Annotated in this window: 38 protein-coding genes; 24 read left to right on the forward strand and 14 right to left on the reverse strand. The window is 68.5% G+C overall.

Annotated features, from left to right (window positions below; all coding sequences use genetic code 11):
• Positions 1-5 precede the first annotated feature (5 nt).
• Positions 6-986, reverse strand: coding sequence for an ABC transporter substrate-binding protein (locus ON36_RS03815; RefSeq protein ID WP_043647617.1), 981 nt, complete (start codon positions 984-986; stop codon positions 6-8).
• A gap of 158 nt (positions 987-1144) precedes the next feature.
• Here ON36_RS03815 and ON36_RS03820 point away from each other — a divergent pair, with 158 nt between their 5' ends.
• Positions 1145-2992 (forward strand): ABC transporter ATP-binding protein/permease, encoded by a 1848-nt coding sequence (locus tag ON36_RS03820; protein ID WP_043647619.1) that lies wholly within the window; start codon positions 1145-1147, stop codon positions 2990-2992.
• Positions 2993-3076: 84 nt separating this feature from the next.
• On the opposite strand, the gene ON36_RS03825 is transcribed toward ON36_RS03820, so the two are convergent.
• Entirely contained in the window at positions 3077-3532 is a 456-nt protein-coding gene (locus tag ON36_RS03825) for a hypothetical protein (RefSeq protein ID WP_043647621.1), read from the reverse strand.
• Positions 3533-3858: 326 nt separating this feature from the next.
• On the opposite strand from ON36_RS03825, the gene rplN reads away from it, so the two are divergent.
• From rplN to ON36_RS03845, 4 genes are read left to right on the forward strand one after another with little or no spacing between them, the layout of a single operon-like run.
• The gene (rplN, locus tag ON36_RS03830) at positions 3859-4227 is read left to right on the forward strand and encodes a 50S ribosomal protein L14 (RefSeq protein WP_043647623.1); all 369 of its coding nucleotides are present in this window, start codon (positions 3859-3861) and stop codon (positions 4225-4227) included.
• 1 nt (position 4228) lies between these two features.
• Complete coding sequence (gene rplX, locus ON36_RS03835; protein ID WP_043647625.1) at positions 4229-4546, forward strand: 50S ribosomal protein L24; 318 nt, start codon at positions 4229-4231, stop codon at positions 4544-4546.
• A 1-nt stretch (position 4547) separates the two neighbouring features.
• A complete protein-coding gene (rplE, locus tag ON36_RS03840) occupies positions 4548-5111 on the forward strand; it encodes a 50S ribosomal protein L5 (RefSeq protein WP_043647627.1) in 564 nt (187 codons plus the stop codon).
• Positions 5112-5115: 4 nt separating this feature from the next.
• Positions 5116-5301 carry a type Z 30S ribosomal protein S14 gene (locus ON36_RS03845; RefSeq protein ID WP_014981705.1) on the forward strand — a complete coding sequence of 62 codons (186 nt, stop codon included), beginning with the start codon at positions 5116-5118 and terminating at the stop codon, positions 5299-5301.
• A 104-nt stretch (positions 5302-5405) separates the two neighbouring features.
• Here the strand turns inward: ON36_RS03845 and ON36_RS03850 are convergent, their stop codons facing one another.
• Both ON36_RS03850 and ON36_RS35620 read right to left on the reverse strand, forming a co-directional pair.
• On the reverse strand, positions 5406-5852 hold the full coding sequence (locus ON36_RS03850; RefSeq protein WP_245557872.1) for a PIN domain-containing protein: 447 nt from the start codon (positions 5850-5852) through the stop codon (positions 5406-5408).
• A complete protein-coding gene (locus tag ON36_RS35620) occupies positions 5849-6082 on the reverse strand; it encodes a hypothetical protein (RefSeq protein ID WP_043647628.1) in 234 nt (77 codons plus the stop codon). The genes ON36_RS03850 and ON36_RS35620 overlap by 4 nt, the downstream gene beginning before the upstream one ends.
• A gap of 186 nt (positions 6083-6268) precedes the next feature.
• On the opposite strand from ON36_RS35620, the gene ON36_RS03860 reads away from it, so the two are divergent.
• Positions 6269-6499, forward strand: a complete 231-nt coding sequence (locus ON36_RS03860) for a hypothetical protein (protein WP_043647630.1) — start codon at positions 6269-6271, stop codon at positions 6497-6499.
• 115 nt (positions 6500-6614) lie between these two features.
• On the opposite strand, the gene ON36_RS03865 is transcribed toward ON36_RS03860, so the two are convergent.
• On the reverse strand, positions 6615-6881 hold the full coding sequence (locus ON36_RS03865; protein WP_043647632.1) for a hypothetical protein: 267 nt from the start codon (positions 6879-6881) through the stop codon (positions 6615-6617).
• 180 nt (positions 6882-7061) lie between these two features.
• Here ON36_RS03865 and ON36_RS03870 point away from each other — a divergent pair, with 180 nt between their 5' ends.
• A complete protein-coding gene (locus ON36_RS03870) occupies positions 7062-7274 on the forward strand; it encodes a hypothetical protein (RefSeq protein WP_043647634.1) in 213 nt (70 codons plus the stop codon).
• 27 nt (positions 7275-7301) lie between these two features.
• Here ON36_RS03870 and ON36_RS03875 read toward each other — a convergent pair whose 3' ends face one another.
• Genes ON36_RS03875 through ON36_RS03890 form a run of 4 tightly spaced genes read right to left on the reverse strand, consistent with a single transcriptional unit; the run spans position 7302 to position 10435 of the window.
• Complete coding sequence (locus tag ON36_RS03875) at positions 7302-8084, reverse strand: ESX secretion-associated protein EspG (protein WP_052313618.1); 783 nt, start codon at positions 8082-8084, stop codon at positions 7302-7304.
• Positions 8081-9463 carry a PPE domain-containing protein gene (locus ON36_RS03880; RefSeq protein ID WP_052313619.1) on the reverse strand — a complete coding sequence of 461 codons (1383 nt, stop codon included), beginning with the start codon at positions 9461-9463 and terminating at the stop codon, positions 8081-8083. Before ON36_RS03880 ends, ON36_RS03875 begins: the two co-directional genes overlap by 4 nt.
• Positions 9463-9816: a hypothetical protein gene (locus ON36_RS03885; RefSeq protein ID WP_245557873.1), complete on the reverse strand. Its 354-nt coding sequence runs from the start codon at positions 9814-9816 to the stop codon at positions 9463-9465. The genes ON36_RS03880 and ON36_RS03885 overlap by 1 nt, the downstream gene beginning before the upstream one ends.
• A gap of 52 nt (positions 9817-9868) precedes the next feature.
• Positions 9869-10435: a DUF3558 domain-containing protein gene (locus tag ON36_RS03890; RefSeq protein WP_043647638.1), complete on the reverse strand. Its 567-nt coding sequence runs from the start codon at positions 10433-10435 to the stop codon at positions 9869-9871.
• A gap of 456 nt (positions 10436-10891) precedes the next feature.
• On the opposite strand from ON36_RS03890, the gene ON36_RS03895 reads away from it, so the two are divergent.
• From ON36_RS03895 to ON36_RS03950, 12 genes are all read left to right on the forward strand, one after another.
• A complete protein-coding gene (locus tag ON36_RS03895; RefSeq protein WP_052313621.1) occupies positions 10892-11539 on the forward strand; it encodes a YoaK family protein in 648 nt (215 codons plus the stop codon).
• A 277-nt stretch (positions 11540-11816) separates the two neighbouring features.
• Complete coding sequence (rpsH, locus tag ON36_RS03900; protein WP_043647640.1) at positions 11817-12215, forward strand: 30S ribosomal protein S8; 399 nt, start codon at positions 11817-11819, stop codon at positions 12213-12215.
• A gap of 15 nt (positions 12216-12230) precedes the next feature.
• Positions 12231-12770: a 50S ribosomal protein L6 gene (gene rplF / locus ON36_RS03905; RefSeq protein ID WP_043647642.1), complete on the forward strand. Its 540-nt coding sequence runs from the start codon at positions 12231-12233 to the stop codon at positions 12768-12770.
• 2 nt (positions 12771-12772) lie between these two features.
• Positions 12773-13180, forward strand: coding sequence for a 50S ribosomal protein L18 (rplR, locus tag ON36_RS03910; protein ID WP_043647645.1), 408 nt, complete (start codon positions 12773-12775; stop codon positions 13178-13180).
• A gap of 46 nt (positions 13181-13226) precedes the next feature.
• A complete protein-coding gene (rpsE, locus tag ON36_RS03915) occupies positions 13227-13874 on the forward strand; it encodes a 30S ribosomal protein S5 (protein ID WP_043647647.1) in 648 nt (215 codons plus the stop codon).
• Between the two features lie 2 nt (positions 13875-13876).
• On the forward strand, positions 13877-14056 hold the full coding sequence (gene rpmD, locus ON36_RS03920) for a 50S ribosomal protein L30 (protein WP_043647649.1): 180 nt from the start codon (positions 13877-13879) through the stop codon (positions 14054-14056).
• 4 nt (positions 14057-14060) lie between these two features.
• Complete coding sequence (gene rplO / locus ON36_RS03925; RefSeq protein WP_043647651.1) at positions 14061-14504, forward strand: 50S ribosomal protein L15; 444 nt, start codon at positions 14061-14063, stop codon at positions 14502-14504.
• A gap of 142 nt (positions 14505-14646) precedes the next feature.
• Positions 14647-15966: a preprotein translocase subunit SecY gene (secY, locus tag ON36_RS03930; protein ID WP_043647654.1), complete on the forward strand. Its 1320-nt coding sequence runs from the start codon at positions 14647-14649 to the stop codon at positions 15964-15966.
• Positions 15963-16508, forward strand: coding sequence for an adenylate kinase (locus tag ON36_RS03935; RefSeq protein ID WP_043647656.1), 546 nt, complete (start codon positions 15963-15965; stop codon positions 16506-16508). The genes secY and ON36_RS03935 overlap by 4 nt, the downstream gene beginning before the upstream one ends.
• Before the next feature lie 25 nt (positions 16509-16533).
• A complete protein-coding gene (gene map, locus ON36_RS03940) occupies positions 16534-17331 on the forward strand; it encodes a type I methionyl aminopeptidase (RefSeq protein WP_043647658.1) in 798 nt (265 codons plus the stop codon).
• A 56-nt stretch (positions 17332-17387) separates the two neighbouring features.
• Positions 17388-17606 (forward strand): ribbon-helix-helix protein, CopG family, encoded by a 219-nt coding sequence (locus ON36_RS03945; protein WP_043647660.1) that lies wholly within the window; start codon positions 17388-17390, stop codon positions 17604-17606.
• Positions 17603-17947 carry a type II toxin-antitoxin system PemK/MazF family toxin gene (locus tag ON36_RS03950; RefSeq protein ID WP_174377536.1) on the forward strand — a complete coding sequence of 115 codons (345 nt, stop codon included), beginning with the start codon at positions 17603-17605 and terminating at the stop codon, positions 17945-17947. Before ON36_RS03945 ends, ON36_RS03950 begins: the two co-directional genes overlap by 4 nt.
• A gap of 2 nt (positions 17948-17949) precedes the next feature.
• On the opposite strand, the gene dtd is transcribed toward ON36_RS03950, so the two are convergent.
• Both dtd and ON36_RS03960 read right to left on the reverse strand, forming a co-directional pair.
• Positions 17950-18393, reverse strand: a complete 444-nt coding sequence (dtd, locus tag ON36_RS03955) for a D-aminoacyl-tRNA deacylase (RefSeq protein ID WP_043647698.1) — start codon at positions 18391-18393, stop codon at positions 17950-17952.
• Positions 18394-18481: 88 nt separating this feature from the next.
• Positions 18482-19999 (reverse strand): hypothetical protein, encoded by a 1518-nt coding sequence (locus ON36_RS03960; protein WP_245557879.1) that lies wholly within the window; start codon positions 19997-19999, stop codon positions 18482-18484.
• 243 nt (positions 20000-20242) lie between these two features.
• Between ON36_RS03960 and ON36_RS03965 the strand changes: the two genes are divergently transcribed.
• From ON36_RS03965 to ON36_RS03975, 3 genes are all read left to right on the forward strand, one after another.
• The gene (locus ON36_RS03965; protein WP_157224759.1) at positions 20243-22165 is read left to right on the forward strand and encodes a hypothetical protein; all 1923 of its coding nucleotides are present in this window, start codon (positions 20243-20245) and stop codon (positions 22163-22165) included.
• Positions 22162-22959 (forward strand): ESX secretion-associated protein EspG, encoded by a 798-nt coding sequence (locus ON36_RS03970; RefSeq protein ID WP_043647668.1) that lies wholly within the window; start codon positions 22162-22164, stop codon positions 22957-22959. Before ON36_RS03965 ends, ON36_RS03970 begins: the two co-directional genes overlap by 4 nt.
• A gap of 121 nt (positions 22960-23080) precedes the next feature.
• Complete coding sequence (locus tag ON36_RS03975; protein WP_043647670.1) at positions 23081-23398, forward strand: hypothetical protein; 318 nt, start codon at positions 23081-23083, stop codon at positions 23396-23398.
• Positions 23399-23462: 64 nt separating this feature from the next.
• Here the strand turns inward: ON36_RS03975 and ON36_RS03980 are convergent, their stop codons facing one another.
• The 3 genes from ON36_RS03980 to ON36_RS03990 are packed head-to-tail and all read right to left on the reverse strand — an operon-like array spanning position 23463 to position 24799.
• Positions 23463-23915, reverse strand: coding sequence for a TY-Chap domain-containing protein (locus tag ON36_RS03980; RefSeq protein WP_043647673.1), 453 nt, complete (start codon positions 23913-23915; stop codon positions 23463-23465).
• Complete coding sequence (locus ON36_RS03985; RefSeq protein ID WP_043647675.1) at positions 23912-24403, reverse strand: DUF6301 family protein; 492 nt, start codon at positions 24401-24403, stop codon at positions 23912-23914. Before ON36_RS03985 ends, ON36_RS03980 begins: the two co-directional genes overlap by 4 nt.
• 12 nt (positions 24404-24415) lie before the next feature.
• Complete coding sequence (locus ON36_RS03990; RefSeq protein ID WP_043647677.1) at positions 24416-24799, reverse strand: hypothetical protein; 384 nt, start codon at positions 24797-24799, stop codon at positions 24416-24418.
• A gap of 239 nt (positions 24800-25038) precedes the next feature.
• Between ON36_RS03990 and ON36_RS03995 the strand changes: the two genes are divergently transcribed.
• Positions 25039-25506 carry a YbaB/EbfC family nucleoid-associated protein gene (locus tag ON36_RS03995; protein WP_043647679.1) on the forward strand — a complete coding sequence of 156 codons (468 nt, stop codon included), beginning with the start codon at positions 25039-25041 and terminating at the stop codon, positions 25504-25506.
• A 100-nt stretch (positions 25507-25606) separates the two neighbouring features.
• Entirely contained in the window at positions 25607-26575 is a 969-nt protein-coding gene (locus ON36_RS32505) for a toxin-antitoxin system YwqK family antitoxin (RefSeq protein WP_157224760.1), read from the forward strand.
• The last annotated feature ends 91 nt before the right edge of the window (positions 26576-26666 follow it).

Raw genomic sequence — 26666 nt, forward strand, 5'->3', positions numbered from 1 at the left:
CTGTCTTACTTGGCCGCGGCGGCGAAGGCGGGACCGAGCTTGTCCAGAATGTAAGGCACCGACAGGGCGGTCGGCTGGTTGATCGCGCTGATCTCCTGCGTGGTGAGGAACACAGCCGAACCCTTCTGCACCGCAGGCAGATCCGTGTATCCGGGCAGCTGCTTGTACTTGCCGTCTAGGCCCGGCGAGTAGCCGGCGAGCAGCAGGTCGGCGGTCAGTTCGTCGACGCGTTCGGGCGAGAGCGACACGCGGCCCTGGTTGGCGGGCAGGTCCTGGAGGTTCTTCGGGATGGTCATGCCCAGCTGCGAGAACACCTTGGCCGAACCGTCGTTCGGGTCGGTCAGCACCATCAGCTGGGCCGGACCGGCCAGCCAGGTGCTGGCGAAGGTCTTGCCCTTCAGCGTCGGGTTGGCGGCGGTGATCGCCGCGATCTTGTCGTCCACGCCCTTGATGACCGCGGTCGCCTTGTCCGGGGTGTGCAGCACCTTGCCCAGCGTGGTGACCTGGTCCTGCCAGGAGGTGACGATCGAGGTGGTGAGCCCGGGCAGGGTCGGCGCGATCTGGGACAGGGTGTCGTAGGTCTTCTGATCGGCGATGAACGGATCGGCCAGGATCAGGTCGGGCTCCATGGCGGCGACCTGCTCGGCGATGTTGCCGCCCGGGCTCAGCGCCTTGGACTCCTTCAGGGTGTCCGGCGTCCACGGCGGGGTGCTCTTGGACGCCACCGAGACGTTGTCGATGTAGCCGATCGGCACGACGCCGAGCGCCAGGCTCGTGTCGAGCCACTGATTGCCGAGGGCGACGATCTTCTTCGGCGTCCCCTCGACCTTCGTCTCGCCCCGGGCGTGGGTGACGGTCACGGTCTCCCCGCCGGACCCGGCCGCGTCGTCGGACGAACCACACGCGGTGACACCGAGCGCCAGCGCACCCGCCACCACCGCCACCGCGGCCCGCGACCACAGGCGGGACGCACGAACTGACCTCATGGGTAACCTTCCGTCGAAACAACTCAGCCTAGGCTAACCTACGGACCCCTCCCGCCGGTCGGCGGCCGATCGAATCGCCTCGAGCGGTTGGACTGCCGGTCCCCGCCACGCGGGTTAGACTTCGCCGACTTTTGGCCGTCGCGGGATGGGAAGCGTGCGTGGAGACGTCTAGAGACTGGAGCGTCGAGTGGCTGGAGAGTCTGAAATGGCTCGCCATCGCCTTCTCCATCACCCTGGTTGCCTTCGTGGTCATCGCCGCGCTGCTGCTCACGCTGACGAAGTGGGGCCGCCAGTTCTGGTCCGTGAGCGGCGGCTACTTCCGGGGTGAGGGAGCCTGGCGCACGTGGCTCTTCGTCGCGGCCCTGCTGTTCATGGCCTTGCTCAGCGTCCGGCTGAGCGTGCTGATCAGCTACTGGGGCAACGACATGTTCACGTCGTTCCAGCTCGGCGCCGCGGCGCTGAAATCCGGCGACGCGGCGGCCCTCTCGGAGGCGAAGACCGGGTTCTGGGACTCGGCAAAGCTTTTCCTCGTCCTGATCACCCTCTGGATGGTCAAGGAACTGGTGTACCTCTACGGCAAGCTGGCCTTCGATATCCGCTGGCGGGTCTGGCTGACCGAGCACGTCACCACCGACTGGCTGCGCGGCCGCGCGTTCTACCGGGCCCGGTTCATCGACAACACCATCGACAATCCCGACCAGCGTGTGCAGGCCGACATCACCACCTTCACCCAGCAGTCGCGCACGCTGTCGCTCGGCGCGGTGGAGGCCATCGTCTCGGTCGTGTCCTTCACCAAGATCCTGTGGGACCTGTCCGGCCCGATGACCATCCTCGGCGTCACCATCCCGCGCGCCGCCCTGGTCATCGTGCTCGCCTACGTGCTCATCACGACGCTGATCGCCTTCTGGGTCGGCCACCCGCTGATCCGGATCAACTTCCTCATCGAGCGCACGACGGCCAACTTCCGCTACGCGCTCGTCCGGGTCCGCGACTCCGCCGAGAGCGTGGCGTTCTACAACGGTGAGGACGTCGAGCGCAAAGGCCTGCTCGACCGCTTCGCCGCGGTGATCCGGGTGCAGTGGACCTACGTCTACCGCTACCTGAAGTTCGCCGGCTGGAACTTCGTGGTCAGCCAGTCCGCGTACCTGTTCCCGTATCTCATCCAGGCGCCCCGTTTCTTCAGCGGCGCGGTCACCCTGGGCGGGATGAACCAGACGGCCTCCGCGTTCAGCGAGATCCAGAGCTCCCTGTCGTTCTTCCGTGAGTCCTACGACGACTTCGCCGCCTACCGCGCGTCCCTCATCCGACTCGACGGCCTGCTGATCGCCGGCAAGGAATCGCGCGATCTGCCCGCGATCGCCGCCGCCGATCTCGAGGACGGCGTCAGCCTCGACAAGGTCGATGTGCGCAAGCCCGACGGCACCGTGCTCATCGACGACCTGACCCTGCGGCTCGCCCCCGGCGACGCGCTGGTCGTGAAGGGCGCCTCGGGCAGCGGCAAGACCACCCTGCTGCGCGCGCTCGCGCAGATGTGGCCCTACGCAGGCGGCGAGGTCGGCCGCCCGGCGGGGACCGAGACGCTGTTCCTGTCCCAGATCCCCTATCTGCCCCTCGGCGATCTGCGCACCGCGGTCGAGTATCCGGTCAGGAAGGACGGGGTCACCGACGACACCCTGCGCGAGGTCCTCACCAAGGTCCACCTCGGGCACCTGGTCGACCGGCTCGACGAAGAGGCCGACTGGGCCAAGATCCTGTCCCCGGGAGAGCAGCAGCGCCTGGCGTTCGCCCGCATCCTGCTGATCCGCCCCAAGGCGGTCTTCCTCGACGAGGCCACCTCCGCGGTGGACGAGGGCCTGGAATACACCCTCTACAACCTCCTCCGCACCGAGGTCCCCGACACGATCCTGTTCTCGGTCGCCCACCGCAGCACCGTCGACCGCCACCACACCCAGCGCCTGGAACTCGAGGGCGCGGGCACCTGGGACCTGGCGCCGATCGACGCCTGAACCCCGACGAAAACGGGCGGCGGTACCGAGGTACCGCCGCCCGTCCGCCTTCCGGAGGCGCTCTCCGCGCCGCCGGCCGAAGGGCTACCGCGACGAGAGTCCCGAGGAGATCCCCGAACTGCCGGTGGCGAGGTCGCAGGCGAGGGTGCTGCCCGCGTGGAGCATGCGGGTGACGATCGGCACGCTCTTGGTGACCAGCGGGGAGCCGGTGGCGTGCAGCAGCAGCGACAGCTGCACGGAGTAGCCGGTCTCCACGTAGTAGTAGGCCGTGGCCTGGGCGATCGTGCGGCCCGCGACGTCGACCTTGATGTTCACGGTGTCGCTGGCGAAGAACTTGCCGTTGGCGACGAAGTCGACCTGCGCGCCGACGTAGTCGTCGAGGCCGGTGACCTGGATCTTGGACGTGCACCCCGCGGTGAGGGTGTCGGTCAGGGCGTCGAACACCGGGCCCGCGCTCGCGTTCGGCGCGGTGACGATCAGGGTGGCGGCCAGGGCGGTCGCGGTGGTGGCGATGCGGCGCATCAGCGGGGACAGTGGCATGGGAATGCGGCTCCTCGTTCCGCTCGCGGGGAGAAACCGCGAGCGAGGGGGACGCTAACAATGTGTGCTCCGTCACCACACGGGTTTTGAAACATTGGCACTTCAAACTGTGCGGGGGTGCCCGATTTGGGTCCCACCTGGCGCTTCCCCTACACTAGACCGGTTGCCTGCGGGAGCTGTGCCCGCAATTCGGCAGTGAACCCCCAGTGGTTGGCCCGCCAGGGCCGGTGAAATCGCTGGCAGGCGCGCGTCCGGAGGGCGACAGACCATGCCCGTCGGGTCGGCAATCCGGCGTGCGTATACATCCAGGTCAGGAGGAAGCTGAAGTGATTCAGCAGGAGTCGCGACTGCGCGTCGCCGACAACACGGGTGCGAAGGAAATCCTTTGCATCCGCGTGCTCGGTGGCTCGTCGCGTCGCTATGCCGGTATCGGCGACATCATCGTCGCCACCGTCAAGGACGCCATCCCGGGCGCCAACGTCAAGAAGGGCGACGTCGTCAAGGCCGTCGTCGTGCGCACCGTCAAGGAGCGCCGCCGTCCGGACGGTTCCTACATCAAGTTCGACGAGAACGCTGCCGTGCTGATCAAGCCCGACAACGACCCTCGCGGCACCCGCATCTTCGGCCCGGTCGGCCGCGAGCTGCGTGACAAGCGCTTCATGAAGATCGTTTCGCTGGCCCCGGAGGTGCTCTGACATGAAGGTGCACAAGGGTGACACCGTGCTCGTCATCTCGGGCAAGGACAAGGGCGCCAAGGGCAAGGTCATCCAGGCCTACCCGGCGACCGGCAAGGTTCTCGTCGAGGGCGTGAACCGGATCAAGAAGCACGTCGCGGACTCCGCCAACCAGCGCGGCGCTTCCTCGGGCGGCATCGTGACCCAGGAAGCCCCCATCCAGGCCTCCAACGTGATGGTCGTCGATTCCGACGGTAACCCGACCCGCGTCGGCTACCGCACCGACGAGACCACCGGCAAGCGGGTTCGCATCTCCCGTAAGAACGGGAAGGACATCTGACATGACCACCAGTGAAAAGGTGCAGCCCCGGCTGAAGGCGCGCTACCGCGCCGAGATCAAGGACGCGCTGAACAGCGAGTTCGAGTACGCCAACGTGATGCAGATCCCGGGCGTCGTCAAGGTCGTCGTGAACATGGGTGTCGGTGACGCCGCGCGCGACGCCAAGCTCATCAACGGCGCCGTCAAGGACCTCGAGCTGATCACCGGCCAGAAGCCCGAGATCCGCAAGGCCACCAAGTCCATCGCGCAGTTCAAGCTGCGTGAGGGCATGCCGATCGGCGCGAAGGTCACCCTGCGCGGCGACCGCATGTGGGAGTTCCTGGACCGCCTGGTCTCCATCGCGCTGCCGCGTATCCGCGACTTCCGCGGTCTGTCGCCCAAGCAGTTCGACGGCAACGGCAACTACACGTTCGGCCTGAGCGAGCAGTCGATGTTCCACGAGATCGACGTGGACTCCATCGACCGCCCGCGCGGTATGGACATCACCGTGGTGACCACTGCGACCAACAACGAAGAAGGCCGTGCGCTGCTCAAGCACCTCGGCTTCCCGTTCAAGGAGAACTGAGCACATGGCCAAGAAAGCACTGGTCAACAAGGCCAACGCCAAGCCGAAGTTCGCGGTCCGCGCCTACACCCGCTGCCAGCGTTGCGGCCGGCCCCACGCGGTCTACCGCAAGTTCGGCCTGTGCCGCGTGTGCCTGCGCGAGATGGCCCACCGTGGCGAGCTCCCGGGCGTGCACAAGAGCTCCTGGTGAGCCCGCGCTCCTCGTGAGCGCAGCCGCCTAGGCGAATATCGAACGAAGGCACGGACTTCCGAGTGGAGTCCGTGCCTTTCGTGCGTTCTGTACGCAGATTCGGGTCAGAGGTCGGCGGGCAGAATTGTGAAGGACCGGTGCGCAGTCAGCGGTGTCAGAGCGCGAAAGTCGCGATGGTCCAGTGTGAGGATCGAGGCTGTCTCGTACTCTGCGGCCAATGCCACGCAGACAGCGTCGGCGAGATCCAGGTTCAGACTGGGATAGAGAGTCCGCACAGCGTTCGCCTGGTCGAGGACGTCGGGAGTGAGCACGGCGATCTCGAAGTCGTCGGTTCGGGCTTGCGCGCTGAGGTCTTCGATCATCGTCCTGGCATGGTCGCGACCCAGTTCGCGCCGTCCGACATGATCGAGTTCAGCGAAGCTCAAAGGCGAGAGCACAACCAAGCCGGCCCGTTCGAGGGAAGCGAAAGCTGCATCGCTTTCCGGGGCCGAAGTATCGAACGCGGCGATCAGGCCGGAGGTATCGGCGATGACAATGCCGGTTCCGGTCACGCGGCGCCGTCTTCGGCGACGATCTCCTCGGTCCGGGCGGCGAGTGTCGGGTCGCCGCTGGCGAAGCGGCGCAGGCGCAGCGGTGCGGATCGCCGACGCAACCGCATCGCGGCCAAGTGGATCGCCTCACGGATGATCTCCGCCTCGCTCGCGTCCGAGTTCGCAGCGGCATCTTTGATAACCGCGAGGTCGTCGGCGTCGGCGTAAACCATCGTCCGCTTGAGAGGCATATGTGTATTGTCGCATATATGCCAGGCTGCCGACAGGTCGGCGTAGTCGAATCGCCCCGCCGCTGGCAACAAATACCGCGCGGCCGCTGTCGCGGGTGGGGACGCGCTTCCTGTGGGTCGGGCATCCATGGGTGAAATATTGTGATTTCACTACTGGGGCGCCCTGTGATGGTGTTCCCTATGCGGATGACGAAGAAGCTCGCCGCCGCCACCGCCCTCTCCTGCGCCCTGCTGGCCGCCCCCGCTACCGCCTCGGCCGCCCCCGTCGACGCGATCGCCGGCTCCGGTTCCGGCCAGGGCGGCGGCTCCGGCTCCTCGGAAACCCAGCTGATCTGCTCGCCGGTCGCCCAGCTCCTGTTCGCCACCGGCAGCGTCGAGAAGCCCGCGCTCTACGACCTGCTCTGCCTGTTCAGCTGAGTCGGGTCCTTCGGCCCGGCCTCGTCGAGCGGCGCGGCGCGCCGGCTCCGCCACCCGAACCGTCCCGCTCGGGTCTGCGGGGAAGCCGGCGCGGACGTCGGCGCTCGGCCGCCGGCTACCAGGGCAGGCAGCCGGCCATCTTGAGGCGGGTGGCGAGGCCGGAGCCGACGACCGTGCTCGATCCGCCGCCCTTGGCCAGGACCGACAGCAGGAGGTCGACGCCGAGGCCGGCGCCGATCGAGCAGCCCAGCAGGTTGATGTCGACGGTGATCCGCTCGTCGGGGGCGCCGGGCAGGGATTCGTCGGCGTGCGCGGTGCTCGTGCCCGCGATGGTGGCGACGGTCAGTGCCGCGACGACGATGCCTGCCTTGATGGAACGCACCTGGGGTCCTCCTCGGTTTCGCGAATCTCGTGACGCGGCGGAAGGATCCGCCGCCACTCCTTTGTTGACCGACCGGCCCGTCCGGAAACCCGCCGGTCGTGTCCCCCGGAAATCGGGGTCGTGTCTCCCGACGCGAGCGCCGATACGTTGAGCGGCGTCACTCGTTCGGAAGGATCGCCCATGAGAACTCTCGCCGTCACCGCCGCGCTCGCCGCCGCCCTGATCGCCGCGGGTCCCGCCGTCGCCACCGCGTCACCCGCCCAGCCCGTCGCGGGAACCGGCTCGTCCTCGCTGGACGTGCTGTGCTCCCCGATCGGCGGTCTGCTCGTCGCCGTCGGCAGCGCCGAGAACCCGTACGGCCCGCTGCTGACCGGGGTCTGCCTCACCCGCTGACCGAGCACACGGCCCCGGTGATGTCGCCTAATACGCCCGGGACAGGCGGCTGCCGAACAGGGCGATGTGGCTCGCGATGCGGTGCTGGAGTTCGGCGGGCGGGCCCGGGATGACGGTGAATTCCTGGGCGTCGTGATGCTGGAGCAGATACCGGCCGTCGTCGGGGTAGTCGAGCCACAGGAAGGCGCGGCCGTCGGTGCTCGGCCGGGCGTCGACCTGGAATCCCGGGTACACCGTGATCTCCCCGGTGCCGACGCGGGGACGGCGGAAGAAACGCTGGAGCTGCTCGACGGGCGAGAGGCGGGTCGGGTGCCTGCTGTGTACCGGGAGGTCGAGGTCGGCGCGGCGACCCTCGAAGCGCGGCGTCCGCCCGCCGGGCACGCGGGGGAGGTGCGCGACGATCCGCGCGGGCAGGCTCTCCGGGTCGATCGCGGACAGCGTGACGCGTCCGCCGTACTCGCGGTCCGGCCCCGGTTCCTGGGTCGCCAGCACGCAGCGGTCACCGGCCAACCCCGCGAACACCCGGACGACCTCGGTCTGACCCGGCCCGTGGATGCCCTCGATCTCCACCCGCACCTGCGGTTCCAGCAGCACGCCGACGGCGGCGTGCACCTCGCGGTCGTACCACCGCCGCAACTCCCGCGCCGCCGCGTTGCGCCGCCCCCGGTGCACCTCGGCCGTCTCCGCGAACTCCGGTTGCCAGCTCAGCGGATACGGCCAGCGATCGCGGCCGTGCGCTTCGAGCACGAGCGAGAACGCGAGCGGATCGAATTCCCAGCGACCCCCCGGCGCGCCGGCACGCGAGTTCACCCGCCGATCACCCCACCCGCGGGCAGCGTCGGCGGGAGCTTGCCGATCAGTTCGGTCTCCCGGTCCTGCACCAGGTAGTCCGGCGTCTTGTGCTCGTTCTCGTCGTCCTTGCCGCCCGCGCCCCGGCCGCCGCCCATCATGCCCGGCATGCCGCTCATCCCGCGTGCGCCCGACGCGCCCGCCCCGGTGCGTGCCCCGGCGCCCGCCGCGCCTGCCGCGCCCGGCGCGGCAGCGACGCTGCGCCCGGCGCCCGGGGTTCCCGCACCCGGGACCCCCGCGCCGGGCGTGCCGGAACCCGGCGACCCCGCACCCGGCGGCCCGCCGGTCTTGTTGTCGCCCGGCGTGTTCGGGGTGCCGGTGGTGTCCGGCGTGGTCGCGGCCGGTGTGGTCGACGACGGATCGGTGCTGCTCGGATTCGTGTCGGTGTCCCCGGTATCGGTGTCGTCGTCGGACGGGTCGTCGGTGGTGTCGGTCGACTGCGGCGTGGTGGCCGCCGGGTTCTCGCCGGTGCCCGCCGGCGCCGTCGACGGGACACCGGAGTTGTTGCTGCCGTTCCCGTTTCCGTTCCCGGTGCCGTCGCCGTTGTTCCCGTCGCCCGGACCGGTACTGGGACTGCTCACGGTGTTCTGCGGCACCGGCAGCACCGGCGTGTGGCTGTCGACGGTGGTCGACCCCGGCTGGTAGGTGCCGATCATGAACAACTGCGCGTCCGCCTGCGCCTCGTTCGCGCGATGCTTGGCGGCCTTCACCACGCCGTTGCCCGGAATGTGGCCGACGAACTCGTCGAAGCTCGACACCTCCTCCGGCTTCGGGATCGCGATCTTCGCCTGCCCGAGCAGGCCCTCCATGTGATCGATCCCGTTCGCGACGAGCTGGAACGCCGTCGGCAGCTTCCCCGCCTCGGTCGTATAGGACTTGATCGCCTCGATCGCCGCGGTCCCCGAGGTGCCCGACCACTTCTCCGACAGCACCCGCTCGAAACTCGTCCGGTAGTTGTCCACCGCGGCCTGGGTGCCTGTGGTGAGCCGCCGCCAGGCGTCCGCGCCCGCGTTCACCTCACCCGCCGAGACCCCGGCCTGCCCGTCCTTGCCGTTCAGCGCCTCCCAGATCTGCTGATGCGTCCAGGTGCTGAACTCCTCGGGCGCGGTCACGGCCTTGCCGTCCATGGTCAGCCCCGCCCCCGCGGCCAGGCGGGAGAACTCGCTGGTGATGATGTCGCGGTCACCCTGCCAGGTCTGCTTGCCCTGCTCGTCGAGGGTGGCACGGTTCCCGTCGGCCTCCCTGGAGGCGTTGTAGTTCTTGAAGACCTTCCAGCCACCCAGCGTGCCGACATCCACGAAGAACTCGCCGACATCCTCACCCCAGTCGAGGAACCCCATCAGATGCCCTCCCCGTTCGCGCCCAAAGCGCCCGCGGTCTGCTGGTCGACGGCCTGGAGCTTGCCGATGGCGGCCAGGAAAGTGTCCCGCTGGTCGCGGGCTATGGAGATGTGCTGGTCCAGGCGTTTGGTTGCGGAGTCGCCGCCGGTTCCGCCGGCGACTGCCTTTTGCTCGAGTTTCTGGCGGATCAACTTTGCGGAGGGTAGGTCGCCCCATCCCGTCAGATGCTCCAGTTTGCTCGCCACGAGCTTCTGCGACTCGAGTTCGGTGATGTAGGCGCTGACCACGTTGGCGATGGACTGACCGAGGTCCTCCTCGATCTTGAATTCGCCGCTGATGGCCTGCTGCTTCATGTTCCGCCAGTACGTGGCTTGGTCTTCCGTCATCGTCGTGTCCCCCCAACTTCTACTTCGGCAGATGCGGTTCCAGTGCGACGGCGTACTTCTCGGCCTGCTCACACAGATCCCCGACCCGAGGCCCTTCGGTGCTCAGCCAAGACGCGGTTACCTCGAACATGCCCTGCTGCGCGTCGAAACCGACATAGCAGATGTCCGGAGTCGCGTTCTCCTTGAAGACCAGGCCACGGCGGCCGTTGACGGTCGTTTCGCGGAGGACGGTGACCGATTCCTTGGTGCGGGCCTGGTCGAGCGTATGGCTCGTCGAACCGACGCCGACCATGCGTCGCCCCGACCCGTACCGATTGTCGGACGGTGCCCAGTCGCAGATCCGCCACGCCGAGACACCGCTCGGCGGGTCCGTGGTAACCAACTTCGTCGCCGGATCCAGCCCCGCCCCCCGCAGCGCGTCGTCGGACAACGCCCCCCGGCACGGGTTGAACACCTCGATCTTGTCCAGGTCGCGCACGGTCGTGGTCGGCCCGGCCGATCCGTCCGTGGTGGTCCCGCACCCGGCGAGCACGGCCGCCCCGACCGCGGCGCAGACCGCCACCCGCCTCACCGCATCGCTTCGCACAGCACTCCCTACCTGGTCGAACCCGAACAGCTCCCCGCCCTACAGAGGTTGGACGCGTCCCGGCCCCGATCGGTTCCCTCCGGATCGTGACGGGTTCCCATCAAACCACGGCACGGTCCGCGGGGTGGGGGGCGTCACGGGCGGGCGGGGGAGTGTGCCGGCTCACCGTGGGGATGTCCGTCGCGAATTCTTCCGGTTAACAGCCGGTTTCGCGATGTGATGTGTGCCTGAGATTTCTCGCAGAACCACTTTTATCGGTGGCCGGGGTTCCGGGGCGCCGCTACCGTCGGGATGATCGCGTGATCGAAAAAGCGCGCATTCGGGTGTCGAAGACGATCCCTGATCCGAGGAATTGCAGTCGGCGACAGAGGATGTGGAATTGTGACGGCGACCACGGAGCTGATCAGGAGTGATGCGGGCGACAAGGCGCCGCTACGAGGGATTCCCGCGGGCGCGATGCCGCTCGTCGCGTTTCTCTCGATGCTGGCCGGATTCATCGGCGCGGCCGCGTACACGCATTCCGACGGCTATTTCGTGACATTCATGACCGGTAATTCCGAGCGAGGCGTGCTCGGCTGGTTCGACGGCGACCATCTGCTGGCCGCGGGCGCGGCGACCCTGCTGTTCTCGTTCGGGCTCGGGGTGTTCGTCGCCTCGCTGCTGCGCAGGCGGCTGTGGGACAACAGCCAGTACGGCGCGGCCGTGGTGACGACGGCGGCGCTGGTGGTTGCCTCGATGGTGGACATCGCGCTCGACCAGTCCGGCGGGCAGCGGCTCGGCTTCGTGCCGATCGCGTTCGTCGCGTTCGCCGTCGGCGCGCTGAACACGGCGTTCGTGAAGAACGGGGAGACCAGCGTGCCGCTGAGCTACGTGACCGGCACGGTCGTGAAGCTGGGGCAGGGCATCGAGCGCCACGTCAGCGGCGGGAGCGCCCGCGACTGGCTCGGCTACGGCCTGCAGTACGGGTCGTTCGCGGCGGGCGCGCTGCTCGGCGGGGTGACCGGCCGGATCGTGGGCGGTGAGATGATGCTGATCGTCGCCACAGGCGTCTCGGCCACGGCGGTGGCCCTGACCGCGCGGTCCCGCGAGGGCGTCCCCGCCTGACCGGCGGTCGGGCGTGTCGCCGCAGGTCGGCGCGGCGAGCCCCGGATTTTGCCCTGGTCACGGCATTGTCTACACTAGACCGGTTGCCTGGGCACTTCTGTGTCCGCGTTCGGGTTCTGTGCCGGACTCGGACCGCCCGGGCGCCGAGGACTCCCAGTGAGATCTCATCCGGTCGGCAAGTGTCGGCCGGGCCAGCCGAATTGCTGTAGGCCCACGGTCGATGCCCTGGCATCGGTGCTGCATGGGAACCGCAGCGAGAAAGGTGTCAGGTCTAACCATGACCATGACTGATCCGATCGCAGACTTCCTCACGCGTCTGCGCAACGCCAACTCGGCGTACCACGATCAGGTGAAGGCTCCGCACTCCAAGCTCAAGGCGAACATCGCCGAGATCCTGAAGCGCGAGGGTTACATCGCCGATTACCGCACCGAGGACGCCCAGGTCGGCAAGACCCTGATCGTCGACCTCAAGTACGGCCCCAGCCGCGAGCGCTCCCTGCAGGGCCTGCGCCGCGTGTCGAAGCCGGGTCTGCGGGTGTACGCGAAGTCCACCAACCTGCCCAAGGTCCTCGGCGGCCTCGGCGTGGCGATCATCTCCACGTCGACCGGTCTGCTCACCGACCGTCAGGCATCCAAAGCCGGCGTGGGCGGCGAAGTCCTCGCCTACGTCTGGTAAGGGAGGTCAGAGACAATGTCGCGTATCGGTAAGAAGCCGATCGAAATTCCCGCCGGTGTCGATGTCACCATCGACGGCCAGGTCGTGACCGTCAAGGGCCCGAAGGGCACGCTGACCCACACCGTCGCCGAGCCGATCGTCGTCGTCAAGGGCGAGGGCAACGAGCTCGAGGTGCAGCGTCCGAACGACGAGCGGGCCAACCGCTCCCTGCACGGCCTCACCCGTACCCTGATCGCCAACAACATCGAGGGCGTCACCAAGGGCTACGAGAAGAAGATGGAAATCTTCGGTGTCGGTTACCGTGTGGCCGCCAAGGGCTCGAACCTCGAGTTCGCCCTCGGCTACAGCCACCCGGTCCCGATCGAGGCCCCCGAGGGCATCACCTTCGCGGTGGAATCGCCCACAAAGTTCTCCGTGTCCGGTATCGACAAGCAGAAGGTCGGCCAGATCTCCGCTGTCATCCACGGACTGCGTAAGCCCGACCCGTACAAGGGCAAGGGCATCCGCTACGCCGGCGAGGTCGTTCGCCGCAAGGTCGGAAAGACGGGTAAGTGATCATGGCGCAAACCGAAAACCAGAAGGCCAAGCGGATCCCGCTGGGCAAGGACGTTTCCACGAAGCGTCGTCTGTCGAAGACCCGCCGTCACTTCCGTCTGCGCAAGAAGGTCGTCGGCACCACCGAGCGTCCGCGCCTGGTGGTCAACCGCTCCTCGCGCCACCTGCACGCCCAGCTGGTCGACGACTCGGTCGGCAAGACCATCGCCGCCGCGTCCTCGATCGAGGCCGACGTGCGCGCGCTGGACGGCGACAAGTCGGCCAAGGGTGCCAAGGTCGGTCAGCTGATCGCCGAGCGTGCCAAGGCCGCCGGTATCGAGACGGTCGTGTTCGACCGTGGTGGTCACGACTACCACGGCCGGATCGCGGCGCTGGCCGATGCCGCTCGTGAAAGCGGGCTGAAGTTCTGATGAAGACGCAGCCTGTTATCTGCCACATCGAAGAAGGGAACGTCTGATGCCGGGACGTCAGCGGCGTGACGGCGGCAACGGACCCGCCGGACAGAACAGCAACGGCCCCGAGGGCCGCGACAACCGCCGGGGCGGCAACGACCGTCGCGGTGGTGGCGACCGTCGGGACAACGCTGCCGAGAAGAACCAGCTCGAGCGCGTGGTCGCGATCAACCGCGTCTCCAAGGTCGTGAAGGGTGGTCGTCGCTTCAGCTTCACCGCCCTCGTGATCGTCGGTGACGGCAACGGCCTGGTCGGCGTCGGCTACGGCAAGGCCAAGGAAGTTCCCGCGGCCATCCAGAAGGGTGTCGAGGAGGCTCGCAAGGGCTTCTTCCGCGTCCCGATGATCGGCTCGACCATCACTCACCCCGTCCAGGGTGAGGCGGCGGCCGGTGTGGTCATGCTGCGTCCGGCCTCGCCCGGTACCGGTGTGATCGCCGGTGGTGCGGCGCGTGCCGTGCTCGAATGCGCGGGCATTCACGACATTCTGGCCAAGTCGCTCGGTAGCGACAACGCGATCAACGTCGTGCACGCGACGGTTGCCGCGCTCAAGCAGCTCCAGCGCCCCGAAGAGGTTGCCGCGCGCCGCGGTCTGCCGATCGAGGACGTCGCCCCCGCGGGCATGCTGCGTGCGCGTGCAGGACAGGGAGCCTGACCATGGCTGATCTCAAGGTGACCCAGATCAAGAGCTCGATCGGCGCCAAGGCGAACCAGCGGGAGAGCCTTCGCACGCTCGGCCTGCGCAAGATCCGCCAGAGCGTGGTCCGCGAGGACAACGCTCAGAACCGCGGTCTGATCAACGTCGTGCGCCACCTCGTGACCGTTGAGGAGGTCTGACGACATGACCATCAAGATTCACCACCTGCGGCCCGCCCCGGGCTCCAAGACCGAGAAGACCCGTGTGGGTCGCGGTGAGGGCTCCAAGGGCAAGACCGCCGGTCGTGGTACCAAGGGCACCAAGGCCCGCAAGAACGTCTCCCCGGCGTTCGAGGGTGGCCAGATGCCGCTGCACATGCGCCTGCCGAAGCTGAAGGGCTTCACCAACCGCTTCCGCGTGGAGTACCAGGTTGTGAACGTGGGCCGCATCGCCGAGCTGTTCCCCGCCGGTGGCGAGGTCGGCAAGGCCGAGCTCGTGGCGGCCGGCGCGGTTCGCAAGAACCAGCTGGTCAAGGTGCTCGGCGACGGTGAGATCGGCGTGGCGGTGCAGGTGACCGCCGACAAGGTGACCGGCTCCGCCAAGGAGAAGATCACCGCCGCCGGTGGCACTGTCACCGAACTGGCCTGACGGTAATCTCGACTGCAGTCGGCACCGGACGAGTGATCCCTCGTCCGGTGCCACTGTTAGAGTTCAGTTGTTGTCTGCCAAGACTCGTCATGGGCTGACGTCTAGCCGCATGGCATGACCATGTCGTTCGCCAGGAGGATCTGTGCTTTCCGCCTTCGTATCGGCCTTCCGGACTCCGGACTTACGGCGGAAGATTCTCTTCACGCTGGGGTTGATCGCGCTGTACCGGCTCGGTGCCGCGCTGCCGTCCCCCGGCGTCGACTATCGCGCGGTCCAGGACTGCGTCAAGCTGGTCTCCGGTGGTGACAACGCCGGTATCTACCAGCTCATCAACCTCTTCTCCGGCGGCGCGCTGCTGCAGCTCTCGGTGTTCGCGATCGGCATCATGCCGTACATCACGGCGAGCATCATCATCCAGCTGCTGACCGTCGTCATCCCGCGTTTCGAGGAACTGCGCAAAGAAGGCCAGGCAGGCCAGGCCAAGATGACGCAGTACACCCGATACCTGTCGATCGCGCTGGCGATCCTGCAGGCCACCGGTCTCGTCGCGCTCGCGGCTCGCGGCCAGCTGCTGCAGGGCTGCCAGAAGCCCATCCTCGCCGAGTCCGGCATCTTCGACATGATCATCATCGTGCTGGTCATGACCGCCGGCGCCGCACTGGTCATGTGGTTCGGCGAGCAGATCACCGAGCGCGGTGTCGGCAACGGCATGTCGCTGCTCATCTTCGCGGGCATCGCGGCCCGCATCCCCATGGAGGGGAAGAACATCCTCGACAGCCGCGGCGGGCTGATCTTCGGCGTGGTGATCGTCGCCGCGCTGATCATCATCGCCGCGGTCATCTTCGTCGAGCAGGGCCAGCGCCGGATCCCGGTCACCTACGCCAAGCGCCAGGTCGGCCGGAAGATGTACGGCGGCTCCTCCACCTATCTGCCGCTGAAGGTCAACCAGGCCGGTGTCATCCCGGTGATCTTCGCGTCCTCGCTGCTCTACCTGCCCAACCTCATCGCTCAGCTGACCGGTTCCAACACCGCGACGGACCCGAGCTGGTGGCAGGAGATCATCCAGAAATACCTGGTCAACCCGGGTAACCCGGTCTACATCGCGATCTACTTCGGTCTGATCGTGTTCTTCACCTACTTCTACGTCGCGATCACCTTCAACCCGGAGGAGCGCGCGGACGAGATGAAGAAGTTCGGCGGCTTCATCCCGGGCTACCGCCCCGGTAAGCCGACCGCGGACTACCTGCAGTTCGTGCTGAGCCGCATCACCCTGCCCGGATCGATCTACCTGGGTCTGGTCGCGGTGCTGCCCAACCTGTTCCTCGACATGGGTAACAGCGGTGCGCAGAACCTGCCGTTCGGCGGAACCGCGGTGCTCATCATGGTCAGCGTCGGCCTCGACACTGTGAAGCAGATCGAAAGCCAGCTGATGAATCGAAATTACGAAGGGTTCCTCAAGTGAGAGTTGTTCTGCTCGGTCCGCCGGGTGCCGGCAAGGGTACTCAGGCCGTCCTGCTGTCGGAAAAGCTGGGCGTTCCGCACATCTCCACCGGAGACCTGTTCCGCGCGAACATCAGCCAGCAGACCGCTCTGGGCCGCGAGGCGCAGAAGTACATGGACGCCGGTGACCTCGTGCCAAGCGACGTGACCAACCGCATGGTCGAGGCGCGGGTCGCCGAGCCCGACGCGGCCAACGGCTTCGTCCTCGACGGGTACCCCCGGACCGTCGACCAGGGTGACGCCCTGAAGAAGATCCTGGAGAACCAGGGCCTGGCGCTCGACGCCGTGCTCTGCTTCGAGGTCGCCGAGGACACCGTCGTCGAGCGCATGCTCGCGCGCGGCCGCGGCGACGACACCGAGGCCGTGATCCGCAACCGCCTACGCGTGTACCGCGAGGAGACCGAGCCGCTGCTCGCCTACTACGACGGTCTGGTCGTGACGGTCGACGGCATCGGCGAGGTCGAGGACGTCAACGCCCGGGCGCTGAAGGCGCTCGGCAAGTAATCCCGAACGGAGCTGACGAGGCCGGATGGTCTTCCACCGTAAGAAGAAGGTCGTGCCGTTCCGGACGGCGGGTGAGCTGGACGCCATGGCGGCGGCCGGCGCGGTCGTCGGCCGGGCGCTCGTGGCGGTCCGCGCCGCCGCCAAGCCCGGCGTGTCCACGCTCGAGCTGGATCAGGTGGCCGAGGCGACCATCCGCGACGCGGGCGCCGTGCCGTCCTTCAAGGGCTACCACGGTTTCCCCGGCTCGATCTGCTCTTCGGTGAACGACCGGGTCGTGCACGGCATCCCCTCGGCGAGCGAACTGCTCGTCGAGGGCGACCTGGTCTCGATCGACTGCGGCGCCATCCTCGACGGCTGGCACGGCGATTCCGCCTGGACCTTCGGCGTCGGCCCGATCATCGAGGCCGACCGCCTGCTCAGCGAGGCGACCCAGCTCTCCATGGAGGCCGGCATCGCCGCCATGCTGCCCGGCAACCGGCTGACCGACGTCTCGCACGCCATCGAGCTGGGCACCCGCGCGGCCGAGGAGAAGCACGGCCGCGCCTACGGCATCGTCGACGGCTACGGCGGTCACGCCATCGGCCGCGAGATGCACATGGACCCTTTCCTCCCCAACGAGGGCGCTCCCGGCAAGGGCCCGCGCCTCGTCGTCGGTTCCGTGCTGGCCATCGAGCCGATGCTCACCCTCGGCACCACCGAGACCCGCACCCTCGACGACGACTGGACCGTCGTCACCACCGACGGGTCCCGCGCCGCCCACTGGGAGCACACCGTCGCCGTCACCGAGAACGGCCCCCGCATCCTCACCCTGCGCCCGGAGTAGTCCGGTTCCGCTCGAGGTATTCCTACCGGGTTTCCTACCTTGGTAGCATAAAGGGTATGAAGCTGAGCGTGAGCCTTTCGGAAGACGACCTGAAGGTCCTCGACCATGAAGTGTGCCGGGCCGGCCTGCCCGGGCGGTCGGCTGCCGTTCATCGTGCGATCCAGTTGCTGCGGGAACGGGCACTCGAAGACGAATACACGGCGGCCTGGGATGAATGGGAATCGTCGGGTGAAGAGGAGATCTGGGCACCTGCCTCGTCCGATGGTCTCGCCTGATGCGGCGGGGTGACATCCTGCTCATCGAGTTCGATCCGGCGCGGCCGGACGAGGCGAACAAGGTTCGTCCCGCGATCGTGGTCAGCAACGATGGCGCCAATCGTTCGGCGGAGCGGCAGGGACGAGGGGTGATCTCCGTTCTTCCCGTGACGAGCAACGTCGATCGGGTGTACTCGTTCCAAGTGCTGATCGAGGACGCTGGTCTGCGTACGGCATCGAAGGTTCAGACCGAACAGATCAGGTCGGTGTCCATCAGCCGGGTCCGGCGAACCATAGGCAGAGTTCCCGCGGCGACGATGGCCGAGGTGGATCGGGTGCTGCGGGTGCATCTCGGGTTGTGAGGTCATCCCTCCAGGAGGATGGTGACCGGTCCGTCGTTGACCAGGTCCACGTGCATGTGCGCGCCGAACCTTCCGGTCGCCACCGTCGCCCCGAGCTCTGTGAGTGCCTGTGCGTAGGCGTCGACCAGGGGTTCGGCGACCGGGCCGGGGGCGGCCGCGTTCCAGGACGGGCGGCGGCCCTTGTTCGTGTCGGCGTAGAGGGTGAACTGGCTGACCACCAGGATCGGCGCGTCCAGGTCGGCCGCCGAGCGCTGCCCGTCGAGAATCCGCAGGCGCCAGGTCTTGTCGGCCAGCGCCTTCGCGGTCGCCTCGGTGTCGTCGTGGGTGACACCGACCAGGGCGAGCAGCCCGTGCGGCGCGCCGCCCTCGGCCGCCTCGATCCGCCCGACGACCTCCCCGTCGACGCTCACCTGGGCGCGGGACACCCGCTGCAGCACGATACGCACGCTCTCGATGATGCCGGGTTCATCCGGCCGACGGTCGTTCGGGGTGACCGGGCGCACGGCAGAGCGACCACGGGGCCGAGCGCCGCCGTCACTCGCCCGGTGCGGGCTCGCTCTTCCCGAAGAACAGCACGTCCTCGCCGTATTCGGTGAGCGCGCGGGCCTTGGCCGCCTGCCGGATGCCGCTGCCGGGCAGCTGGGTGATCTTGGCGAACATGGGCGCGTTGCCGAAGGCGGCCCTGACCTGGGTCTCGGAGGCGTAGTCGGCGCCGTAGTCGGCCAGGGTGGCGAAGTCCAGCGGGGCGAGCGGCGCGTCGAGCGGCGCCTGGCCGCTCGGCCTGCCGAGGGCCGCGTACTGGGTGGCCACGCCGTTGTCGTAGACACACAGCTCGTAGGAGATGTTCTCCACCGTCGCGACCGTGATGACCGGCCACTTCTCCGAAAGACGCTGCGCCAGCGGGTGGGCGGCCAGGCCGCCGATCTCCCAGTTCAGGCTCTTCACCGAAATCCAGCTGCCCGAAGACTGTTCGACCAGCACCACGTCCTCGCCGAGGACGGTCGACGGGTTGGTCTCGGGTTCGCGGGTGCCCCAATGCGCTTCGCTGACGCCGCCGAAGGCCGAGGACGGCACCGGCTTCGCGCCGTCACGGGCGTAGGCGGCGACGATCGCGGCCCGCACCTGGCTCAGCGCGTCCGGCGCCGAGCAGCGCACGGCCAGCGCGCCGTAGGTGGCCGAGAGCTCCACCGGGCGTGACGGGGGCTCGGGCATGGCGCCCGCCGCGAGGGGCTTGAGCCCGACCAGCGCGAGGCGCCAGTTGATCTCGTCGATCGTGGCCAGGTCGCCGCCCGACTGGTACAGGATCTGGTGCTGGGTCAGCCGGCCCGCGCGTTCCAGCGTGGGGGCGCCGAGCTTGGTCAGCGCCTGGATCGTCTTGTTGGTGAGATCGAGGACCTCGATGGAGGTCTCGCGCAGCTTGGCCGTGCTCTCGGAGGTGGTGATCTGCGCGTACAGGGCGCGATAGCTCGCGATCGCCTGCTTGCGGGACCGGCCGACCATCAGGGTGCGCAGCAGCGTGCTCAGGCTCGCCAGGTATTTGCCCGGCTGCTGATGGTCACGGGCGTAGAGCGCGGCCCGGATCCGGACGGCGTCCTCGCTGGCGGCCACGGCCGCGTCGTGGTCGAGCCGCATCAGCCACACGCCGCACTTGGACAGGCCGTCGGCGCACATCGCCGCGACCTCCGGATAGTCCTGGGCCACCTGCCGATAGGCATGGCAGGCGCTGCGGATGGTGTTGGTGGCCAGCTGCCGGTGTCCGAGCGCGCGCGTGGCCTGCTCGAACAGCCGAAGCGCCTCGTTGAGCCTGCCCGCGTACTGGGAGTCGTTGAAACCGCCCACCAGCCAGTGCAACCGGATCGCCACGGCCTCCTGGGCCGGTTCGAGCGCCTCGGCGGTGCGGTCGCGGCCGTCCGCCTCGCGCGTGGCGAGCAGGGCCTGCGCCAGTTCGGTGAGCGCCCCCGCCAACCGCAGATAATCGGTGGCGGCCTGGCTGCGCGCCGCGGCGCTGCGATCGGCCGCGACCCGGCGTTCGAGTCCGCTCAGATCGGTCATCGTGAGCAACTCCATCGCGACGTCAACTCCCGGGCCCCATCGTTCCTGCGTGGCCGCTACCGGCCGTGTGCGCTTCGGTCGAGTCTGTCACAGATCGCCGCCTGCCGCCCAGGTGACCGTCGCGGAAAATGCCGGTTTACGGAAAGTGCTGGGGCTGGGCATAACCCGTTGTTCTGGCTAAGCTTCCACCGTTCCGGACTGTCGGCGAGGGCCGCCGGGGGAGAGTATCGAGGAGCGGGTGGCGTGGGTAAGGATTCTCCGTATGCCGGATTGGCGAGCAAGGCGAAGGTCCGGGTCGAGACCGGCGCCGCGCTCGAGGCGGCGAAGGCCTGCGCCAGTGCGCTCGACGTGCTCAAGGGCTGTCAGACCCTGCTGAATTCGGGCCAGCTGAACGTCTTCACCGAATCCAAGCTCGGCGGGAGCGAGGTTCTCGCCGGGCCGCCGCTGCACGATCGCTTCATCGACGAGGCCAACCAGGCCAAGGAGTCGGTCGGCCAGTTCATCACCGCCTTGCACGACCTGATCGACCTGTTCAAGGACGCCGGTGACAAGTACACCGGCGCCGACAACCTCTCCGCCGACGACATCGCGGCGCTCAAGACCAAGAAGACCGAGCTCAACGGCGTCTCCTCGGATCCGACCGGCAGCGGTCGTGACCTGTCCGGCGCGATCAAGCAGGCGGGCAGCTACCACCCGGCGCACGAGGACATCACCCATCGCGACGGCAAGATCATCGTCTATCACAACGACGACATCGACGTCGCGAAGATGCCGGAGCACAAGGACTCGAAGGCCAAGCCCGAGGGCGTGCAGGTCCCGATGCCGGTGCGCGAACCGTCGAGCATGAGCTGGAACGACCTCTACAACCTCGGCTTCCGGATCGGCTGGACCGAGCTCACCGAGGACTCGCCGACGTGGGGCGCCATGGCCGCGCAGACCCACACCGCGGCCTGGGACCTGAACCGGGCGCTGGAGAAGATCACCACCACGGTGTGGGAGAGCCAGGGCGGCGACTCGGCCATGGCCGCGATCAACACGTTCGCCGGTTCGATGATGGAGCTCTCCGACGGCTTCAAGACGATGCAGAACGTGCTGCAATACACCGCCGACTGGCTGTACGCGACGAACTCCTGCATGCCGATCCGCGCGGAGGAGGAGTGTGGCGACGATGTCGAAGAGGTGCGTGAGCTCTACAAGAAGCACTATGTCGACGGCGTGAGCAACACCGAGAAGGCGTTCCCCACGGCCGCCGTGCCCGCCGCGCCGAAGGGCCCGGTCGGCGAACCGGCGAAAGATCCGGCCAAGGACCCTGCCAGAGACCCGGCCAAGGACACCGGCGGTCAGCAGACCGGTGGCGGCCAGCAGACCGGTGGCGGCCAGCAGACCGGTGGCGGCCAGCAGACGGGAGGCGGGCAGCAGACCGGCCAGCAGACTCAGCCGCAGATCTCCGCCGCGGGCCAGGCGGCCCAGGCGGCCCTGCAGCAGGCGTCCTCGCCGACCGGTTCCGGGAAGACCGGTGCGGGCAGCACCGGAACCGGGACCACGGGGACCGGGAGCACGGGGACCGGCAGCACCGGCACCTCGGGCACGAAGGGGACGAGCGCGGGTTCGGTCAGCGGCAGCGGCTCCTCGGGATCCGGTTCGGGCAGCGACATGCTGTCCTCGCTGGTGTCGGCGGTGTCATCCGCGGCGTCGACGCTGTCGCAGGCCCTGCCGAGCCTGCAGACGGCACTGCAGAGCGCTCTGCAGCAGGTCTCGTCCGGTGTCAGCTCGGCGATGCCCGACCTGTCGCAGCTGAGTGCGGTGCTCGAGCAGTACCCGGACCTGGCCGAACTGCTCGGGCAGTCGCCGGAGGTCTCGGCGCTGATCGCCGCCAACCCCTCGCTGGAGCCGATCGCCGAGCTGCTCGGCCTCGAGGTCGAGCACGCCGACCCGGCCGTCGCGGGGTCGGCGGAGGCCGAGTCCACGGCCGGCGCGGATCTGTTCCCACGCGCCTCGCTGCCCGACTTCTCCAACATCCTGTCCGGTCTGGAAGGCACGGGCGAGCCGCTGACCGGCCTGGTCGCCGCCGCGCAGCCGGAACAGGCGGCGCCGATACCCGTCCGGACGGTCGAAACGGTCGACGAGACCTCCTTGACCCACGCGCGTCCCGAGGCGACCGCGTGAGCGCCCGGTGGGAACTGACCGACATCGAGTTCTACGTCCTGTGGAAGCGGGTGATCGGCGGCAGCCTGCCGCGTCCGCTGAGCTTCCAGTCGACGATCATCGCGATGGCCGATTTCGAGCAGGCGCAGTACGAGGCGTGGAACCACCTGCAGGCCACCATGGATCCGGCGCTGCGCTCGGTGCTCGAGGTCCTCGAACGTCCCGACGTCTACCTGCGCCTGCGCGGCTGGAACGACCGGGAACGCGGCGACGCGCAGCGCTGGCTGAAGGCGAGGGCGGCCCGGGCGGGTGCCAACGGCTACCTGATCTACCAGTTGCCCGGTGAGACACCCGCACACAGCGGCGGTTTCGTGATCGAGGACTGCGGCCCGCACGGGCTCGCCGAGGCCGTCGTCGATCTGATGCCCGCGGTCGGCGCGGGACAGCGCGGCGTGCTGCCGCTCGCGGCGGGCGGGCACGAGGAGGCGGAGGAGTCGCGGCCGCGGTCGTCGATGTTCTTCGAGGACGCCGATACCTCGGTCGCGCGGACCAACGCGGAGTTCTTCGAGACGCCCGCCGACCGCACCGGCACCATCAACATCCTGCAGAACCAGTCGATGTTCGGATCGCGGGGCATGCAGCGCGACATCCTGGTCTGGCGGGACCTGCCCGACGACGGCCGCTATGTGATCGAACTGCCCTCGGATTCCCCGACCGCCGTACCGATGAACCGGGATGTGCTGATCGCCACCGTCGACAAGTCCATCGCGCGGATGATGGCGCGGGTCGAGGCGCACTGGGAAGCGCGGCTCTGAGTCGAACCGTGCACGCGCCGTTCATGTCCGGGTCACCGACGGGTATCCGCGGTCTGCGAGTCTGTTGCGCAGGCGAACGAGTTGTGGTGTGCTCGAACACACCAGCAGTGGAGGGACCGCCATGACCTTCGAATACGATGCCGACCTCTTCCGCGCCGCGGCGGGCAAATCGACCGGCGTCCAGAACAAGATCAATTCCGTCCTGAACACGCTCAACGGCGCCATCGGCGGCCGCGGGAACGTCTGGGGCAGCGACAAACTCGGCAACAGCTTCTACAACGGCCCCGGCGGCAACGACGGCTACAAGGCCTCCCGCGACAACGTCACCGAGAACGGCCGCACCATGGCCGAGACCATGGGCAAGTTCGCCGAAGGCCAGATCGACAGCGCGGTCGCCATCGAGAAGATGGAACGCGGCAACCGGGACGGCATGACCTAGACGGCGGGCCGTCGGGCCGTCGTCGCTCGCCGCAGAACCCGCCGGGCCGGGGCGCGCCGCCGGGTCAGGTGGTGCGTTGGTGGGGGAGGCCGAGTCGGGGGAGGTCGAGGCGCCGGTCGGCGGAGCCGGCGATCCAGGCGTCGTAGACCAGGCCGTGCGGGTCGGCGATCCCGTAGCCGTCGCGGAGCCCGGCCACGGAAAGCGCCGCGGCCCGGTCGTATTCGGCCAGGGAGACGGGGGCGTCGAAATCCGCCCACCACAGGAAGCTGCTGTCGGCGTCGGGGGGCTGCCAGCCGGCGCGGACGATCGCCTGCCTGCCCGTTTCGTCCGCGCGGGCGGCCTCCTCCAGGTACTTGTCGCTCACCAGCTGGGCCGCCAGCACGTCAACGTCCTTGTAGAACTGCACGTAGCGTCGCTGCCCCGCGGGGCGGGGTTCCACGATGATCAGCGTCGCGGTGTCGGGCAGCTCGAGCAGTTCGGCGGCCAGGTCGGCCGCGAAGGTGTCCCAGGCGGTCACAGCAGGCCCTGCACGTCGACCTCGGCGTCGCGATCGTCGGCCGCGAGGGCCTCGTTGGTGACCAGCCACAGCCACACCGACAGTTCCTGGCGCGCCTGGACCAGCGTGGCCCCGGCTCCGGCCCAGCGGATCTGGACGGGATCGTCCACCACCCGGGCGGTCGGTGCGCCGAGCGCGCCCTCGATCGCCTCCTCCAGCTCTGCCGACGCGTCACGCACCAGCGTCCGGCCCGCCTCGGTGTCCTCGGCGTAGCCGGTCACCCGGATCTCGATCCGCTCGACCCGGCCGTCGTCGGCGAAGATCGTGCCGCTGCCCGTCCCGAACCCGGTATCGAGCATCACCCAGCCGGGCCGTTCGGAGACGACCCGCCAGCCGAACTCGGCCGCCAGACGCGGCGCGTCGGCGAGCTGCCAGGACCAGTCCAGGTCCCGCAACCGCGTGGCCAGCGCGGCCACCTCGGGCGCGGGGGTGGTCTGCCATTCGGTCATGCGGTCGTCTCCTCAGAAGTAGGCCATGAAGGCGGCATCGAATTCCGGGTCACGGGTGTCGAAACCCGCCGGGCGATAGTCGCCGGCGCGGACATGGGCCACGAAGTCCGCGGGCAGTCCCACCGCGCCCGCGGCCACGTACCGCATCGAATCCTCCCGCCAGATCCAGACGCCGTCGGAGTACAGGGAGGACCCGCCGGAGATCCACTCGCCCTCGGCGAGCAGGTCCGGAACCGAGCCCATGACGTCGAAGACGGCGGGGACGTTGTACATGTAGTCGAGGATCCGGTCCCGGTCCTCCTCGACGACGCCCGCGTCGGCGGTGCGCAGTGACGGCAGGTCCTGGTACCGGTCGCTGTACATCTCCCGGTACATCGCCACCGGCTTCAGTTCCATCGTGCGCGCCCCTCCGTCGATCGTGGTCGTGACTCAGATCTTTCGCAGGGCTCACCGAGTCGTCAAGCGCGGGGGCGTCCGTGCGCGGGGCGGCAGCGACCATTCACCCTGTCGTCACGCCCGATTCGCCCGCGGGTGTCAGTCTGTTGCGTACGCGAAGGACTTGTGATGTGCTCGGTTGATCCGGTGGAGGAACGAGGCGATGGCGACAGCGTCGCAAGGGGCGGGCGAGTAGCGCGATGGTGAACGAGCGGGCCAAGTCCGATCTCTACGAGATCATGGAGACCGTGCAGGAGCAGTTCCGGCAGGTGGAACGGATCCAGCGCGAGCGGGCCGACATCGTCGGCAAGTCCACCGTCCGCAAACGCGTCACTGTGACGGTGAACGCCGACAACAAGATCATCGAGACCAAGTTCGGCGCCGACATCGAGGACCTGACCTACCCGGAGATCGCCAAGGCGGTCACCGAGGCCGCGCAGCTCGCGGCCGACGACGTGGCCCGCCAGCTCGCCGAGCTCATGAGCCCGTTCCAGGCCACCCGCGCCCGGCTGCCGAAGCTCTCGGACCTGATCGAGGGCATGCCCGAGCTCCGCATGCCTGGCAAGGTCGACGCCCCGCTGAACCCGCCGACGACGCGCCAGGACAGCTTCTCCGACGGCGCGGTGGCCAGGGACACGGGCAGCGCGGCGACCGATTCGAGCTGGTGATCCGGATCCCGGGTCGCGTCGGCGCGTGGCCGGGCCGGAAGGATGGCCACGGAGACGATGACGCGGACGACGAGCGAACAAACCCGGAAGAGGTGTGTCGATGAGTGACGACGGTGCCGGAACCGACGCCGACTTCGTGGACTCGGCCGACCCCGAGCTGGATCGGGAGGGGCCGGACGGGCTGGCCTACTACCGGGGAGAGCCGCTGAACGGCAGCGTGTACACCCTCGACAGCGAGGGCGGGATCGGCGAGATCGCCGCCTTCCGCGACGGGTTGCGCAGCACCGAGGTGTTCTACTTCCTCGACGGCCGCCGCGCCGAGGAGCGCACGTACGTCGAGGGACGGCCGTTCGACGAGTGGCAGGCCTGGCACCCGGACGGCACGCTCGCGCGGCGCGAGCTCTACTCCTGGCAGGGCCGACTGCGGTGGCGCACGCGCTGGTCGGAGTCGGGCGAGGTGCTCGAGGACACCGATGTCGAGCGGGCCGAGCGCGGGATCGATGCCGAGGCCGTGCGCGAGGACGACGCGCGGGTGAGCTGGCTTCAGGACGGCAGCCGCTGGTTCCTCGACGACGAGCCGCTGACCGGCCAGGTGATCGAGCGCGCCGGTCCCGACCCCCGCGCGCCGATCGTCGCGGTGCAGAGCCACCGCGACGGGTACTACGCGGGCCCGCAACGCACCTGGTTCGCCGACGGGCCGCGCCGGACGGTCGGCCTGGTGTGGCGCAACCGCCCGGCGGGACTGTTCCTCGAGTGGTACGCCACCGGCGCCCTCGCCGAGGAGAAGGCGTTCGACGCGGAATCCGAACTGCTGGAACGTCGGGCGTGGGACGCGTCGGGCGCGGTGACCGCCGAGTGGCGCGGCGGCCCGCGGGAGTCGACCGTCCACCGGGAGACGTGGCCCGACGGCGCCCCGAAGCTGCTGGGTGTGCGCGGGCCGGCGGGCCGGATCGGCGCGTGGGTGTCCTTCGCGCCCGGGGGACAGGTCGTCGGCGAGGACTATTTCTCGCCCGAGGGCGAGCTGGTGGCCGGCTACCGGTGGGACGAAGCGGGGAACCCGCGACCGTGACGGCCCGCATTCACGTTGTCGTTACGCGGCATTCGCACTCGGGTGTGATTCTGTTGCGTACGCGAACGAGTTGTGGTGTGCTCGACGGGAT

It is taken from the genome of Nocardia thailandica NBRC 100428 (genome assembly GCF_000308795.1).
GTDB classification, from domain to species: domain Bacteria; phylum Actinomycetota; class Actinomycetes; order Mycobacteriales; family Mycobacteriaceae; genus Nocardia; species Nocardia thailandica.